Source organism: Streptomyces canus (assembly GCF_041435015.1).
GTDB classification, from domain to species: domain Bacteria; phylum Actinomycetota; class Actinomycetes; order Streptomycetales; family Streptomycetaceae; genus Streptomyces; species Streptomyces canus_G.
In genome coordinates this window covers 503519-517346 of sequence record NZ_CP107989.1, presented here as the reverse complement: position 1 = coordinate 517346, position 13828 = coordinate 503519, and the positions used below count along the sequence as shown (strand labels likewise).

At 70.6% G+C, this 13828-nt stretch carries 12 protein-coding genes; 9 read left to right on the top strand and 3 right to left on the bottom strand.

All coding sequences use genetic code 11. The annotated features are described in order from the left end of the window. Positions 1-53 precede the first annotated feature (53 nt). Complete coding sequence (locus OG841_RS02470) at positions 54-1016, top strand: amidohydrolase family protein (RefSeq protein WP_371563005.1); 963 nt, start codon at positions 54-56, stop codon at positions 1014-1016. A gap of 94 nt (positions 1017-1110) precedes the next feature. On the opposite strand, the gene OG841_RS02465 is transcribed toward OG841_RS02470, so the two are convergent. Further along, positions 1111-1884: an IclR family transcriptional regulator gene (locus tag OG841_RS02465; RefSeq protein WP_328643007.1), complete on the bottom strand. Its 774-nt coding sequence runs from the start codon at positions 1882-1884 to the stop codon at positions 1111-1113. 118 nt (positions 1885-2002) lie between these two features. Between OG841_RS02465 and OG841_RS02460 the strand changes: the two genes are divergently transcribed. From OG841_RS02460 to OG841_RS02435, 6 genes are read left to right on the top strand one after another with little or no spacing between them, the layout of a single operon-like run. Continuing rightward, positions 2003-3070 (top strand): cupin domain-containing protein, encoded by a 1068-nt coding sequence (locus tag OG841_RS02460; protein WP_371563002.1) that lies wholly within the window; start codon positions 2003-2005, stop codon positions 3068-3070. Continuing rightward, on the top strand, positions 3067-3897 hold the full coding sequence (locus OG841_RS02455; RefSeq protein WP_371563000.1) for a fumarylacetoacetate hydrolase family protein: 831 nt from the start codon (positions 3067-3069) through the stop codon (positions 3895-3897). Before OG841_RS02460 ends, OG841_RS02455 begins: the two co-directional genes overlap by 4 nt. Continuing rightward, positions 3894-4619, top strand: a complete 726-nt coding sequence (locus OG841_RS02450) for a maleylpyruvate isomerase family mycothiol-dependent enzyme (protein WP_328643010.1) — start codon at positions 3894-3896, stop codon at positions 4617-4619. The genes OG841_RS02455 and OG841_RS02450 overlap by 4 nt, the downstream gene beginning before the upstream one ends. 16 nt (positions 4620-4635) lie before the next feature. Next, positions 4636-6189, top strand: a complete 1554-nt coding sequence (locus OG841_RS02445) for an FAD-dependent monooxygenase (RefSeq protein WP_371562996.1) — start codon at positions 4636-4638, stop codon at positions 6187-6189. After that, positions 6186-8243: an acetate--CoA ligase family protein gene (locus OG841_RS02440; protein ID WP_371562993.1), complete on the top strand. Its 2058-nt coding sequence runs from the start codon at positions 6186-6188 to the stop codon at positions 8241-8243. Before OG841_RS02445 ends, OG841_RS02440 begins: the two co-directional genes overlap by 4 nt. Beyond that, positions 8233-9894, top strand: coding sequence for a (2,3-dihydroxybenzoyl)adenylate synthase (locus tag OG841_RS02435; protein ID WP_371562990.1), 1662 nt, complete (start codon positions 8233-8235; stop codon positions 9892-9894). The genes OG841_RS02440 and OG841_RS02435 overlap by 11 nt, the downstream gene beginning before the upstream one ends. A gap of 62 nt (positions 9895-9956) precedes the next feature. Here OG841_RS02435 and OG841_RS02430 read toward each other — a convergent pair whose 3' ends face one another. Together OG841_RS02430 and OG841_RS02425 are read right to left on the bottom strand one after the other, a co-directional pair. Then, positions 9957-10328 (bottom strand): antibiotic biosynthesis monooxygenase family protein, encoded by a 372-nt coding sequence (locus OG841_RS02430; protein WP_326660028.1) that lies wholly within the window; start codon positions 10326-10328, stop codon positions 9957-9959. 84 nt (positions 10329-10412) lie between these two features. Continuing rightward, positions 10413-11207, bottom strand: a complete 795-nt coding sequence (locus OG841_RS02425) for an alpha/beta fold hydrolase (protein ID WP_328643014.1) — start codon at positions 11205-11207, stop codon at positions 10413-10415. Positions 11208-11350: 143 nt separating this feature from the next. Between OG841_RS02425 and OG841_RS02420 the strand changes: the two genes are divergently transcribed. Both OG841_RS02420 and OG841_RS02415 read left to right on the top strand, forming a co-directional pair. Next, entirely contained in the window at positions 11351-11953 is a 603-nt protein-coding gene (locus tag OG841_RS02420) for a TetR/AcrR family transcriptional regulator (RefSeq protein ID WP_328643015.1), read from the top strand. 507 nt (positions 11954-12460) lie between these two features. After that, on the top strand, positions 12461-13612 hold the full coding sequence (locus tag OG841_RS02415) for an amidohydrolase family protein (protein ID WP_371562985.1): 1152 nt from the start codon (positions 12461-12463) through the stop codon (positions 13610-13612). The last annotated feature ends 216 nt before the right edge of the window (positions 13613-13828 follow it).

Sequence of the window (13828 nt, the reverse complement as noted above, 5' to 3'; positions counted from 1 at the left end):
CCCGGCCCGCAGGCGGCCACTCGAAGGACCATCGGAACACTTCGGAGGAAAAGATGCGCATTGTGGCCGTGGAAGAGGCGTTCTCCGTTCCCGGAGCCATCCGGCAGGAGGAAACCATCCGTCAGCACATGGCGGTGCCGGACGCGATCAAGCAGGAGTGGTTCCGGCGCCTGGACGATCTGACCGAGCTGCGGCTCGCGGACATGGACGCCAACGGCGTCGACGTCCAGGTCCTCTCGTATTCCACGCCGGGCGTGGAAGTGATCGAGGATCCCGCGGAGGCCGTGGCTGCCGCGCGGCGCATCAACGACCATCTCGCCAAGGCGATCACCGCCCATCCCACCCGCTTCGCGGGCTTTGCCACCCTTCCGTTGCAGGACCCCAAGGCCGCGGTCGTGGAACTGCGCCGGGCGGTGACGGAGCTCGGTTTCAAGGGCGTCCTCCACAACGACCATGTGCGGGGGCACTACCTCGACGAGCCGCAGTTCAGGCCGGTATGGGCTGAACTGGAGCGCCTCGGCGTGACGTTGTACCTGCATCCGGCCGTCGTTCCGGCCGACAACTGGCATGTCTTCGATGGGTATCCCGTGCTGGTCGGGCCGTCCTGGGGATGGACGGCGACGACCGGTGCCCATGCGCTCCGGCTGATCTACGGCGGAGTGTTCGACGAGTTCCCGCGCGCGTCGGTGGTGTTGGGTCACATGGGCGAACTGCTGCCGTTCCAGATGGCCCGGCTCGACAGCCGCTACGACCAGGTGCCCGCCGAGCGCAGGGTGCAGCACCTGCCCTCGTACTACCTGCGGAACAACGTGTACGTCACCACCAGCGGAGTCATGTCGCATGCCGCGCTGCTGGGAGCCGTCCATGCCGTGGGTGTCGACCGTGTGCTGTTCTCCATCGACTACCCGTTCGAGTCCAGTGCTGAGGCGGTCGGATTCCTGCGCTCGGCACCGTACGCGCCGGCCGATCTCGCGAGCATCGCGCACGGCAACGCCGAGCGCGTTCTGCGACTGTGAGGAGCCTCGACGACCTGCGCACAGCAGGTCGTACCTCGAAGACACTACGGCGCACGCCACCACGCGGCTCGACGGTGGCGTGCGCCGCCGCCGTTCACAGACCCTGACCGATGTCCCGTGCGGTCGCGAGCAGAGGTTGGGACAGTTCAGCGAGCCTTGCGCGGGTGCAGCGAACGGACGGAGCCGCCACGACCACGGCAGCTACGGCGGCGTCCGTGCGGTCGCGTACGCACGCGCCGACGGCGTGCACTCCGCGCTCGCTCTCCTGGAGATTGATGGCGTAGCCGTGACGGCGCACGGACACCAGCTCGTTCATCAGGCTCTCGAAGTCCTTGGGGGCCTTGGCCCGGTCCTCGGGAAGTCCGTTGGGGTAAAGCGCCCGGAGCCGGTCGGTCGGCAGTGCCGCGAGCAGGGCCTTGCCGCCCGAGGTCACGTGGGCGGGCAGGAGCGTGCCGGTGCGGTAGCTGACGCGCAGCGCCTGGGGGCCCTCCACGCCGTCGAGGAAGCGGCTGCCGTTGCCCTCGAGCACCATCAGGTGAGTCGTCTCCCGGACGGCGTCCGCCAGCCGTTGCAGGTGAGGATGGGCGACGGTGATCAGGTCCGGGGGAGGGGCGGCCTGGCTTCCCCTGATGGCCTGCAGAGCCCGCCCCGGCCGGTACACCTTGTGGCGGTCCTGCACGGCGAATCCCTCGAAGACCAGCATCGCGAGGATCCGGTGCGCGGTCGAGCGCGCGACGCCGAGCCGGTCGGCGACGTCCATCACCCGCAGCTCGTCGAGCTCGTGCAGCAGCCGGACGACGCGCAGGGCGTTGCCGGCGGCGCTCACCGGATACGAGGGGCTGGGCGAGGGACTGCCTGAATTCTCCATAGAGGAATCCTATCTCTCCAGGATTCCGGTGAGGGGAAACGGTCCGTAGCGTCATGGACGGCGCGGAACGAACTGCGCTTCTTCCGGCGGTCGCCGCACACACGACGTGGAGGTTTCCGTGACCGACACCACCAGCGAACAGACCGAGCGCAAGCTGCTCGACGAGCTGTACGCGGACTTCGAGGACGCCGGCCTGATCCCGCTGTGGACTCAGGTGGACGGCCTCATGCCGATGTCGCCGCAGCCCGCAGCGGTCCCGCACCTGTGGCGGTGGGCCGAGCTGCTGCCCATCGCGCAGCGCTCCGGAGAGCTCGTACCGGTGGGACGCGGCGGCGAGCGCCGGGCCATGGCCCTGTCCAACCCCGGTCTTCCGGGCCTTCCTTACGCCACTCCCACCCTGTGGACCGCGATCCAGTACCTGGGCCCGCGCGAGGTCGCCCCCTCGCACCGGCACAGCCAGGGAGCCTTCCGGTTCGTCGTCGAAGGCGAAGGCGTGTGGACCAACGTCGACGGGGACGCGGTGGCGATGCGGCGGGGTGACCTGCTGCTCACGCCGAGTTGGGCCTTCCACGAGCACCAGAACGTCACCGATGAGCCGATGGCCTGGCTCGACGGGCTCGACATCCCGCTCGTCTCCAAACTGGACGCCGGCTTCTTCGAGTTCGGCCCCGATGAGCTCTCCACTCGTGAAACCCCCGAGCGGTCGCGCGGCGAGCGACTGTGGGGCCACCCCGGACTGCGCCCGATCGGCCGGCCCAACTCCCCGCTGAACGCGTACCGCTGGGAGCACACCGACGCCGCCCTGACCTCCCAGCTGGAGTTGGAGCGGGAGGGCGTGCCCGGCGTGCTCGAGCCCGGGCACGCCGGAGTCCGCTTCTCCAACCCCACGACCGGCAGGGACGCCCTGGTCACGATGCGCACCGAGATGCGCCGACTGCGGGCCGGCACCCAGACCGCCCCGGTGCGCACCGTCGGCTCCGCGATCTGGCAGGTGTTCGAGGGCGAGGCGGTGGCCCGCGTCGGCGACAAGGTCTTCGAGATCGCCAAGGGCGACCTGTTCGTCGTCCCGTCCTGGTGCGAGGTCTCGCTGTCCGCCCGCACCCAGGTCGACCTGTTCCGTTTCAGCGACGAGCCCGTCTACGAGGCCCTCGGCCTCGCCCGTACCTCCCGAGGAGAACACAAGTGAAGCTCGCCACCATCCGGGTCAACGGCGGCACGAGCGCCGTCCGCGTCGACGAGGACAAGGCCGTGGACCTCGGCGAGAACGACCTGGTGGCCTTCCTGCGCCACCGGGACTGGGCGGCGCGTGCCGCGGATGCCGACGGCGAGACGTACGAAGGCGCCCTGGACTACGCCCCCGTCGTCGTCGCGCCCGAGAAGGTCGTGTGCGTCGGCCTCAACTACCGCACCCACATTCTGGAAATGGGCCGCGAACTCCCCTCCCACCCCACGCTGTTCAACAAGTACGCGCGGGCGCTGGTCGGCGCCTACGACGACGTGACCCTGCCCGCCTCCTCCACGCAGATGGACTGGGAAGCCGAACTCGGCGTCGTCATCGGGGCCGAGGTCCGGCACGCCGACACGGAGCAGGCGCGGGCCGCGATCGCCGGGTACACCGTGCTCAACGACGTCACCGCCCGCGACTGGCAGTACCGCACCACCCAGTGGGACCAGGGCAAGACCTTCGAGGCCACCACCCCCATCGGACCATGGCTGGTGACCGCCGACGATCCCGCGGTCTCCGCCCAGGGCCTGAGCCTGACCTGCGAAGTCGACGGCGACACGGTCCAGAAGGCCGACACCGGTGACCTCGTCTTCGACCCGGCCACGCTGGTCTCGTACCTGTCCGAGATCGTCACCCTCGTGCCCGGCGACGTGATCGCCACCGGCACTCCGGGCGGGGTCGGCCACGCCCGCAAGCCCGCCCGCCATCTGCAGGACGGATCGCTCCTCGTCACCCGGATCGAGGGGATCGGCGAGACCCGCAACACCTGCCGCCGGGAGACGCGGTGAGCGCACTCCCGGCCACGATGCTGGAGCGGGCGGCCAAGGGCACGGCGGCCTTCGAAGCCGCCGTGCACCGGCTCACCGACCCGGGATTCACCAGGCCCTCGCACCTGCCGGGCTGGAGCCGGGCCCACGTCGTCGCTCACGTCGCCCGCAACGCCGACGCACTCGTCAATGTGCTGACCTGGGCGCGTACAGGTGTCGAGACACCCATGTACGCAAGTGGCGACCAGCGGGCGCGCGAGATCGAAGAGGGCGCCCGGCGGCCGGCCGAAGAGCTGCGTGCCGAGCTGCTCGAGGCCGACAGCCGTCTCGCCGAGGAGCTCGCCGCGCTGCCCGACGAGTGCTGGGCGGCGACCGTCCGCACCGCGCGAGGGCGTGAGGTGCCCGCCGCTCAGGTGCCCTGGATGCGGGCGCGCGAGGTATGGATCCACGCCGTCGACCTGGACATCGACACCGGCTTCGACGACGTCCCGCACGACATGTGCGCGGCCCTCGTCGACGACGTGGCCGCCTCCTTCCGGGGGCGACCTGACTGTCCCTCCGTCCGGCTGCGGTCCGAGGACGGTGCCCACACCTGGCTACTGGGCGACCCGGCCGGTGTCGAGCCGGTCGTCGTGAGCGGTGACCTGCCCAGCCTGGCCGCCTATACGACCGGACGGCCCGTGCCCGGCCCCCTGTACCCGACCGGCAGGGGATCCCTGCCGACACTGCCCGCGTGGCTGTGAGCGCGAAGGAACAGCAATGAAAGTTGCCTGCATCGGCGCAGGTCCCGGAGGACTCTTCTTCGCCACCCTGCTCAAGCGGAGCCGGCCCGACGCCGAGGTCGTGGTCTTCGAACGCAACCGGCCCGACGACACGTTCGGCTTCGGAGTGGTCTTCTCCGACGCCACCCTCGATGCCATCGACGCCGCCGACCCCGTCCTCAGCGAAGCGCTGGAGAAGCATGGCCGGCACTGGGACGACATCGAGGTCCGCGTGCACGGCACACGGGAGCGCGTCGGCGGCATGGGCATGGCGGCTGTCGTACGCAAGACGCTGCTGAGCCTGCTGCAGGAACGGGCCCGCGCCGAGGGCGTTCAGATGCGCTTCCAGCACGAAGTCCGCGATTCCGCCGAACTGGACGACTTCGACCTGGTCGTGGTGTGCGACGGCGCCAACAGCCGCTTCCGCGCCCTGTTCGCCGACGACTTCGGGCCGAGCGCCGAGGTGGCGAGCGCGAAGTTCATCTGGTTCGGCACCACCTACCTGTTCGACGGGCTCACCTTCGTCCACCAGGACGGCCCCCACGGTGTCTTCGCCGCCCACGCCTATCCGATCAGCGACTCGCTGAGCACCTTCATCGTCGAGACCGACGCCGACTCCTGGATCAGGGCCGGACTCGACGCCTTCGATCCGTCGACCCCGCCGGGCATGAGCGACGAGAAGACCAAGAGCTACCTGGAAGACCTCTTCCGCGAGCAGATCGACGGGCACTCGCTGGTCGGCAACAACTCCCGCTGGGCCAACTTCGCCACCCGCAGGGCCCGTTCGTGGCGCAGCGGGAAGTGGGTGCTGCTGGGCGACGCGGCGCACACCGCACACTTCTCCGTCGGGTCCGGCACCAAGATGGCCATGGAGGACGCGGTCGCGCTGGCCGAGGCCCTGGGGGAGGCACCGGACAGCGTGTCGGAGGCACTCGGCCTCTATGAGGAGCGTCGCCGCCCCAAGGCCGAGAGGATCCAGAACTCGGCGCGGCCCAGCCTGTCGTGGTGGGAGCACTTCGGCCGCTACGTCCGTCACCTCGACGACCCGACACAGTTCGCCTTCCACTTCCTCACCCGCAGCATCCCGCGCGCCAAACTCGCCGTGCGCGACGCGACGTACATGGACCGCGTCGACGGATGGTGGCGGCGACGTCACGAGGCGGGTCCCCTGGAGACGCCTTTCCGGGTCGGGCCGTACCGCCTTCCCTCGCGCCGGGTGACGGTCGGCGACGATCTTCTGACCGGGACCGACGGCACCGGCATCCCGATGGTCCCCTTCAGCGGTCAGTCGTACGGGGCGGGCGTGTGGATCGACGCCCCGGACACCGAGGAGGGGATGCCGCTCGCCCTCGACCAGGTGCGTGAGGCGGCAGAGGCGGGCGTCCTGCTCGTCGGCGTACGCGGCGGTACGGCGCTGACCCGGGTACTGATCGCGGAGGAGGCCCGGCTCGTGCACAGCCTGCCCGCCGCGATCACCGGCGCGTACGACGACGACACCGCGACCACGCTCGTGCTCTCCGGCCGGGCCGATCTCGTCGGAGGCAGCAAGTGAGCTCCCTGGACGCGCTGTTCGCGCCCCAAGCCATTGCCGTGCTCGGCGCATCGGCCACGCCCGGGAAACTCGGCGCGGCCATGGTCGACTCCCTGGCTTCCTTTCCTGGACCGGTGATGAAGGTCAACTCCGGCCGCCCGGACCCCGATCGGGGCTTCTTCGCCACCGTCGGCGAGGCGGCCGAAGCTCACGGCATCACACCTGACGTGGTCGTCTCCTGCATTCCGGCCGCCGTGACCGCCGTCGCCCTGCGCGAGGCGGCAGCCGTGGGTGCCCGCGCCGCACTCGTGTGCGCCGGCGGGTTCGCGGAAGCCGGGGCTGACGGTGCGCTGCACCAGCAGGCGTTGGCCGAAGTGATGCGGGACACCGGCATCCGGGTCCTCGGACCGAACACCTCGGGCTTTCTCGCCCCCCATCGACGGCTCACGGCCAGTTTCGTCCCAGGCGCGCCCGACCTGGAACCGGGTCCGGTGGCGGTCGTGGCCGCGAGCGGCGGCGTGAACCACGCGCTGGCGTTCGCCCTGGCCGAGGCCGGCGGCGGCCTGCAACTCGGGGTCGGCCTCGGCAACAGCCTGGACGTCACCCAGGCCGACGTCCTGCGCCACCTCGCCGAGGACGACGGCGTACGGGCCGTCGCCCTGCACGTGGAGACCGCCGCGGAGGGCCGGCGCCTCACCGAGGCGGTACGACGCCTGACCGATCGGGTCCCCGTGGTGGCCCTGGTCGTGGGCCGTAGCGACATCGGCGACTTCGCCCGCTCCCACACCGGCGCCCTGGCCACCTCCTGGCGCGTGACCAGGACCGCCCTGCGTCAGGCCGGAGCCGTCCTCGTCGACGACGAGCGCGACCTCGTCGACGCCGTCACCGCGCTCAGCCGCGTACGCCTCCCGGCCAACCCGCGCCCGGGCATCGGCCTGGTCACCGCACAGGCCGGACCCGGACTGCTGCTCACCGACGACCTGCGCTCCCACGGCATCCAGGTTCCGCCACTGGTCGAACGGACGGTGAAGGAACTGCGCGAGCTGCTCCCGGCCCTCACCTATCTGAACAACCCCGTGGACACCGGCCGCCCCTCACCCGCGCTCACGCAGGTGGTGGAGCGGGTTTCGGAGGACCCCGGCATCGACGTCACCGCCGTGTACGGGCTGCTGGAACCCACGGCGGTGGACCTCCCGGCCGCGCTGGGCGCCGCCCGTACGGCCACCCCGCTCGTCGCCGTCGTCGGCGGGCCCGTGGAGCAGGCGCGGCGGTCCCGCCGTGAATTGGGCGAAGCCGGCATTCCCTGCGCGGCCACGCCGGCCTCCGGATCGGCGATGGTGCGCGCGCTCGTCGAGGACGCGGCTGCCCGCACCCGGCTGGAGGCCGTCGTCACCGCCTCCGATGCCCCCGCCCTGCTCCCGCCGGGCCCGGTCGACGAGCACACCGCCACGGGGGTCCTCGCGGACTTGGGCATCCGTACGCCCGTACGGCTCGTGTGCGCCGACGCCGCCGCGGCGCACGCGGCTCTCGATGAGCTCGGCGGCCCGGTCGTCGTGAAGATCCTCGACGCGGAGATCCTGCACAAGACGGAAGTGGGCGGGGTCCAAGTCGGCGTCCGCACGCACGAGGAACTCGACGACGCCCTCGCCCGCATGCCCGCAAGCCCCGCGCTGCTGGTCGAACAGATGGCCCCCGCGGGACCCGAACTCATCGTCGGCGTACGCCGCGACCCGGTCTTCGGCCCCGTGCTGGCTCTGGGCGCCGGGGGAACGGCCGCCGAAATCCTCTGCGACGTCTCCCTGCGCCTCTCGCCCCTGTCCGCGCACGAGGCCCACGCGATGCTCGACGAGCTCGCCACCCGCCAGATGTTCCTCGGCGCGCGCGGCGCCACCCCGGTCGACCGCGCGCGGCTCACCCACGTGCTGCTCGCCATGGCCTCCCTCGCCGCCGAGGACGCGGTCGTCGAGTGCGAGATCAACCCTTTGCGCGTCCTGCCCGACGGCGACGTCGTCGCGCTCGACGCCGTACTGCTGCTGCGTGACCCCCGGGATCAAGGAGGATCCGATGACGCATGAGGGATTCGTGCCCTGGCCCGAGGAGGCGGCCGACCGGTACCGCGAGGCCGGGTACTGGCGTGGCAGGCCGCTCGGCTCGTACCTTCACGAATGGGCCGAGACCTACGGCGACACGGTGGCCGTCGTAGACGGCGAAACGCGCCTGACGTACCGTCAACTGGTCGAGAGGGCCGACGGATTGGCATGCCGCCTGCTGGACGGTGGTCTCCACCCAGGTGACGCGATGCTCGTCCAGCTGCCCAACGGCTGGGAGTTCGTCACACTCACCCTTGCCTGTCTACGGGCCGGAATCGCTCCCGTGATGGCGATGCCCGCCCACCGCGGTCACGAACTGCGCTACCTGGCAGCCCATGCCGAGGTCACCTCGATCGCCGTACCGGACCGACTCGGCGACTTCGACCACCAGGCCCTGGGACGGGAGGTCGCCGAAGCCGTCCCGAGCGTACGGCTGTTGCTCGTCGCGGGAGGCATGATCGGCACCGACGCCACGGACCTGCGCGCCCTGGCCGAACCGGCCGACGATCCGGCCGTCGCACGGGCCCGGCTCGACCGGATCGCCCCGGACAGCGGCGACATCGCCGTCTTCCTGCTCTCCGGCGGTACGACCGGACTGCCGAAGCTCATCACCCGCACCCATGACGACTACGAGTACAACGCGCGGCGCAGCGCCGAGGTCTGCGGCCTCGACTCCGACTCCGTCTACCTGGTGGCACTGCCCGCCGGACACAACTTCCCCCTGGCCTGCCCCGGCATCCTGGGCACCCTCATGAACGGCGGCCGGGTCGTTCTGGCCCGCAGCCCGGAACCCGGCAAGGTGCTGCCGCTGATGGCCGCCGAAGGCGTGACGGCCACCGCCGCCGTACCGGCCGTCGTCCAGCGCTGGATCGACGCGGTGGCCTCCGGCCGCCACCCTGCCCCGCCGGCTCTCCGGCTGTTGCAGGTGGGTGGCGCCCGCCTCGCGCCTGAGGTCGCCCGCCGCGCCGAACCCGTGCTCGGCGGCACACTCCAGCAGGTGTTCGGCATGGCAGAGGGGCTGCTGAACTACACGCGCCCCGACGACCCCGACGACATCAAGATCGAGACGCAGGGCCGCCCCATGTGCCCGGACGACGAGATCCTCGTCGTCGACGCCTCCGGCGAGCCGGTCCCGCCCGGCGAGATGGGCGCCCTGCTCACCCGCGGCCCGTACACCCCACGCGGCTACTACCGGGCCACCGAGCACAACGCCCGTGCGTTCACCCCCGACGGCTGGTACCGCACCGGTGACGTCGTCCGGCTGCATCTCTCGGGCAACCTCGTCGTCGAAGGACGGGACAAGGACCTCATCAACCGGGGCGGCGAGAAGATCTCCGCCGAGGAGGTCGAGAACCTCATCTACCGCCTGCCCGGCGTCGCCCGTGTCGCGGCCGTCGCGAAGGCCGACCCCGACCTGGGGGAGCGGGTGTGCGCGGTCGTGGTCGTCGAGCCGGGGACCCACGTGAGCCTCGAGTCGGTCCGTGCCGCCCTCACCGCGATGCAGGTGGCGCGGTACAAGCTCCCCGAAGACCTGCTTGTCGTGGACGAGTTGCCGCTCACGAAGGTCGGCAAGATCGACAAGAAGCGCCTGCGGGACGTCGTCCGTGGCAAGGCGGGCTCCGTCGAGGCGGTGTGACGGCGCTCGCCGCCGCCATCACCGTCCGTACTTCGAGCAACCGGCCGGTCGGTCAGGGGTCGTCATTCCCCTTCGCAGATGCCCTCGACAGCGAACTTCTGGTACAGGTGCGGGTAGGCGACGGTGCCGGCCGGATAGCTCGCCAGGTGCGAGGCGAACTCCGGCGTGCCGAGCGCGGCGCGGAGGTGCTCGGTGGATCGCCAGACTGCGACGTTGGTGAAAAGCCGGCTGCCGCCGATACCCCGGTACAGCTGCACCGAGAGCAGGTTCCCCGACTTCTTCATGTACTCCGCGTCGGCCGTCCAGGCGGCCACCACCTCATCCTCCTTGCCTTCCGGGGCGACAAAGGTGTTGATGATGGTGACAGGGCCGGCCTTCTCCTTCTGCTGGTCGTGGAAGTGGGTGGACTCGTCGAGGTGGCCGAAGCTGAGCATGATTCCTCCATGGACTCGCGTGTGGTGACTTGTGATCGGTCCGGGTGAAGGGGCAGGCCCTGTGGCTCCGCCCGAGGCCTGCGTTCAGGCGTGGTGCTTGTCGAGGAAGTCGGTGATGAGCTGCAGCCACTCCTCGGTCCGCTCCAGCATCGGCAGGTGGCCGGTGGCGATTTCCGCGAGTTGGGCGCCGGGGATGGTCTCGGCGAGCCGGCGGTGCAGGTCGGTGGAGACGAGGCGGTCGTCGGTGGTCGAGACGACCAGAGTGGGGATCGTGAGGCCGGCGAGGTCGTCCCGGACGTCGACCTGACCGACGAGGTCGGTCTGCTCGGAGCTGCCGTCGGCCGCACCGGCGGCGACGTAGCCGAGGGTCTGCTGCAGTTGCTCGGTCGGCATCGACTCCAGTGCCTGGGTGCCGAGGGCCACCATGAGGAGGAATTCGGCGAGCAGCTCGCGGTCGCCGGACGCGGCGATCTTGCTCTGGATCGAGGAGGCGAGAGCGAGCCGGTTGTCGCGGTGCGGGAAGGCGGCGGTCAGCACCAGTGCGGTGACGCGCTCGGGGTGACGGGCGGCGGCGCGGATGGCGACCGGGCCGCCGAGGGAGTAGCCGGACACGGCGAAGCGGTCGAGGCCCTCCGCGTCGGCGGCGGCGACGAGCTGGTCGGCGAGGTCGTCGACGGACAGCGGGGTCGTGGAGCGGGGGGTGTCTCCGCTGCCGGGGTAGTCGATGCCGACGACGGTGTGGCGGGCGGCGAGGGCTTCCAGGACGGGGCCGTAGGTGCCGGCGAGGCTGCTGCCGGCGCCGTGGGCGAGGAGCAGGCCGGGGCCGGAGCCGAGGCGAGTGCGGGCGAAGGTGGGTGCGGTCAGGTTGCGAGGTGACATGGCTGTCTGCCTTTCGGATGGGCCGACACGCAAGAATCATCCAGTGCGTGTGATTACTTCCTCAGGTCTATCACGCGGAGCGTATGATTCGGGCGTGTGACGTCAATCACACGCTCCGTATGATGTGCCGGTAGGGTGGCGCCATGAAGCAGCCCCTCCACCGCCGTCAGCCGACCCCGGGCAACCCACGCGTGCAGCGCACCCGTAACCGGGTGCTGGCCGTCGCACGGGAACTGCTGCCTCAGGTCGGACCGGCCGGGCTGACCTACGCCCTGCTCGCCGAGCGGTCGGACGTCACCCGCCAGACCCTCTACCGGCACTGGCCCACCCGAGCCGCGCTGCTCTTCGACCTCGTCCTCGAAGGCCCCGACCTCGGCACCTACCCCGAACCGGGCAGTGACGTGCGTGAGGTGGCCACCGCCTGGCTCAAGAGCCTGCGCGCCGGCGTCAGCGTGCCGGCCGTGCGAACCGCGGCCCTCGCCGTCACCGCCCAGGCCGACCACGACCCCGACAGCGCGCGGGCGCTCGTCCGCATCGGCGAAGACCGCCACGCCGGCTTCAACAGGCTGCTGGAGCCTGCGGGCGTCCAGATCAGCGAGGACGAGTTCACCCTGCTGTACGGCCCCGTCCTGGCCCGGCTCTTCCTCGACCGCGGTCAGGTCACCGACGCCTTCATCGACGCCGTCGTGGCCCAATGGCTCACCACGGTCCAGCCCGCCGAGGCACCGCGAGACTCCCGGGAGTAGTCACAGAAGGCGAATTCGTGTCCACCGGTCTCGCCACGGTTGAACGAGTGAGCCTCGCCGCCGCTGCCGGGCAATACTCGCACCCTGCATGGCTGCCGATGGGCTTCATGGAAGCTTCATGTGCTGAGTGGTAGCCGCTTTATGGGGCGGCTGTTGTCTGACGGTCATGCCTGTACTCCTCGTCCCGCCGGTGGACAACGTTGATCACCCTGCTGTGCGGCGAGTTCCTACGGCTGGGGTCGGCGAGGTCGGCGGCCTTGCTCGCAGATCCGCTTCAACTCCGACTGCGGCAACCGGCCCGGCCGAAGGGTGACTTGGCCGCTTGCGCTCCCCGGTCGGCCTGGACTGGGCGCACGCGCGCCCGAGGAGACGGTGGTCTCCACCACTGCGGGGGCCATCGCCGGCCTGTCGACGGCGCCGTGACGCACGCACATACGACCTGACTCGCACACAGAATGAAGAGGCGACCTGGAAATGAACCTGCGACGGAACATCTCGCGTCGAAGGATGATCGAAGGGGCATCGGCCGCGGCGGTCGTCACCGCGGCTGCGGCCACGGTGCCCGCGGCCATGGCCAGTCCGGAGTCGGCAGCTTCCGAATCTGGGTTGCCGAAGGGCAACTGGCGTATCGATACCCACGCGCACTACTCCCCGGACGTGTACAACGACTACCTGAAGCGCTACGGCCTCCTCGGCGCCATCACCGGCGCGTACGGTCCGTGGTCGGTCGATCGGCACCTGGCCTTCATGGACGAGTACCGGATCCAGGCCAGCGTCCTGTCGTTCGGCGACCTCCAGATCACCGTCGGCCCGGTCGACGACCGCCGCGCCACCGCCCGCGCGGTCAACGACTACGCCCGCGACCTCGTGCAGACCCGCGGTGACCGGTTCGGCATCTTCGCGGTCACCCCGATGCCCGACATCGAGGGCTCGATGGCCGAGGTGGACCGCGCGCTCGGCGAACTGGATCTCGACGGCATCTGCCTGCTCACCAACTACAAGGGCACCTATCTGGGGGATCCGTCCTTCGCGCCTCTGTACGAGATCCTCAATGACCGGGGTGCCTACGTCTACGTCCACCCGACGGGTCCGGAGGTGAACCCGGCTCCCAAGCTTTGCTTCGGCCCCGACATCCCGGCCGGGAACAACGTCTTCGAGTACACCTTCGACGCGACCCGTGCGATGACGAGCCTGATCTACAACGGTGTCCTGCGGGACTACCCGAACATCCGCTGGCACTTCACGCACAGCGGCGGCGCACTGCCGTTCCTGGCCTACCGGCTCGCGACCCGGCACTCGGCCTTCCCGCCCTTCAACGAGGTGCTGCCGGAAGGCCCCCTCACCTACATCAAGCGGCTGTTCTTCGACGACGCACAGGCATTCACCGCCGCGCAGTTGCAGCCGCTGTCGTCCCTTGTGCCCGCCGACCACATCATGTTCGGCAGCGACTGGCCGGCGACCCGCCACCTCTACGCGGCCGACAACGTCGAGACCATGCCCTTCCTCAAGGGCAGCCTGCCGCTTCTCCAGTCAGGCGACCCCGAACCGACCGTCGACGAGATCTACAACCGGCGCCGGCGGATCGCGCTCGAGCGGACCAACGCCCTCGAGCAGTTCCCGAAGCTGAAGGCGCGGCTCCGCCGCTCCGGCTCTCGCTGAACCGCGACCGTACGCCGGCCGGCCCGGCCCGCCGCCCGCTGCCCCGCCCCTGGGCGGGGCGCTGTGCAAGGGCCGGCCGGCGGGGGAGCCCAACGACGGAGGGACCACCGTCACCTGGCCGGGCGAGCGCGGACGCAGGACGGGGCGGCCGGTGCCTGATCTGCCGGGCGGCGGAGGCCGTTGGGAACGACCAGCGTGGAGAGGGGGATCACGCCG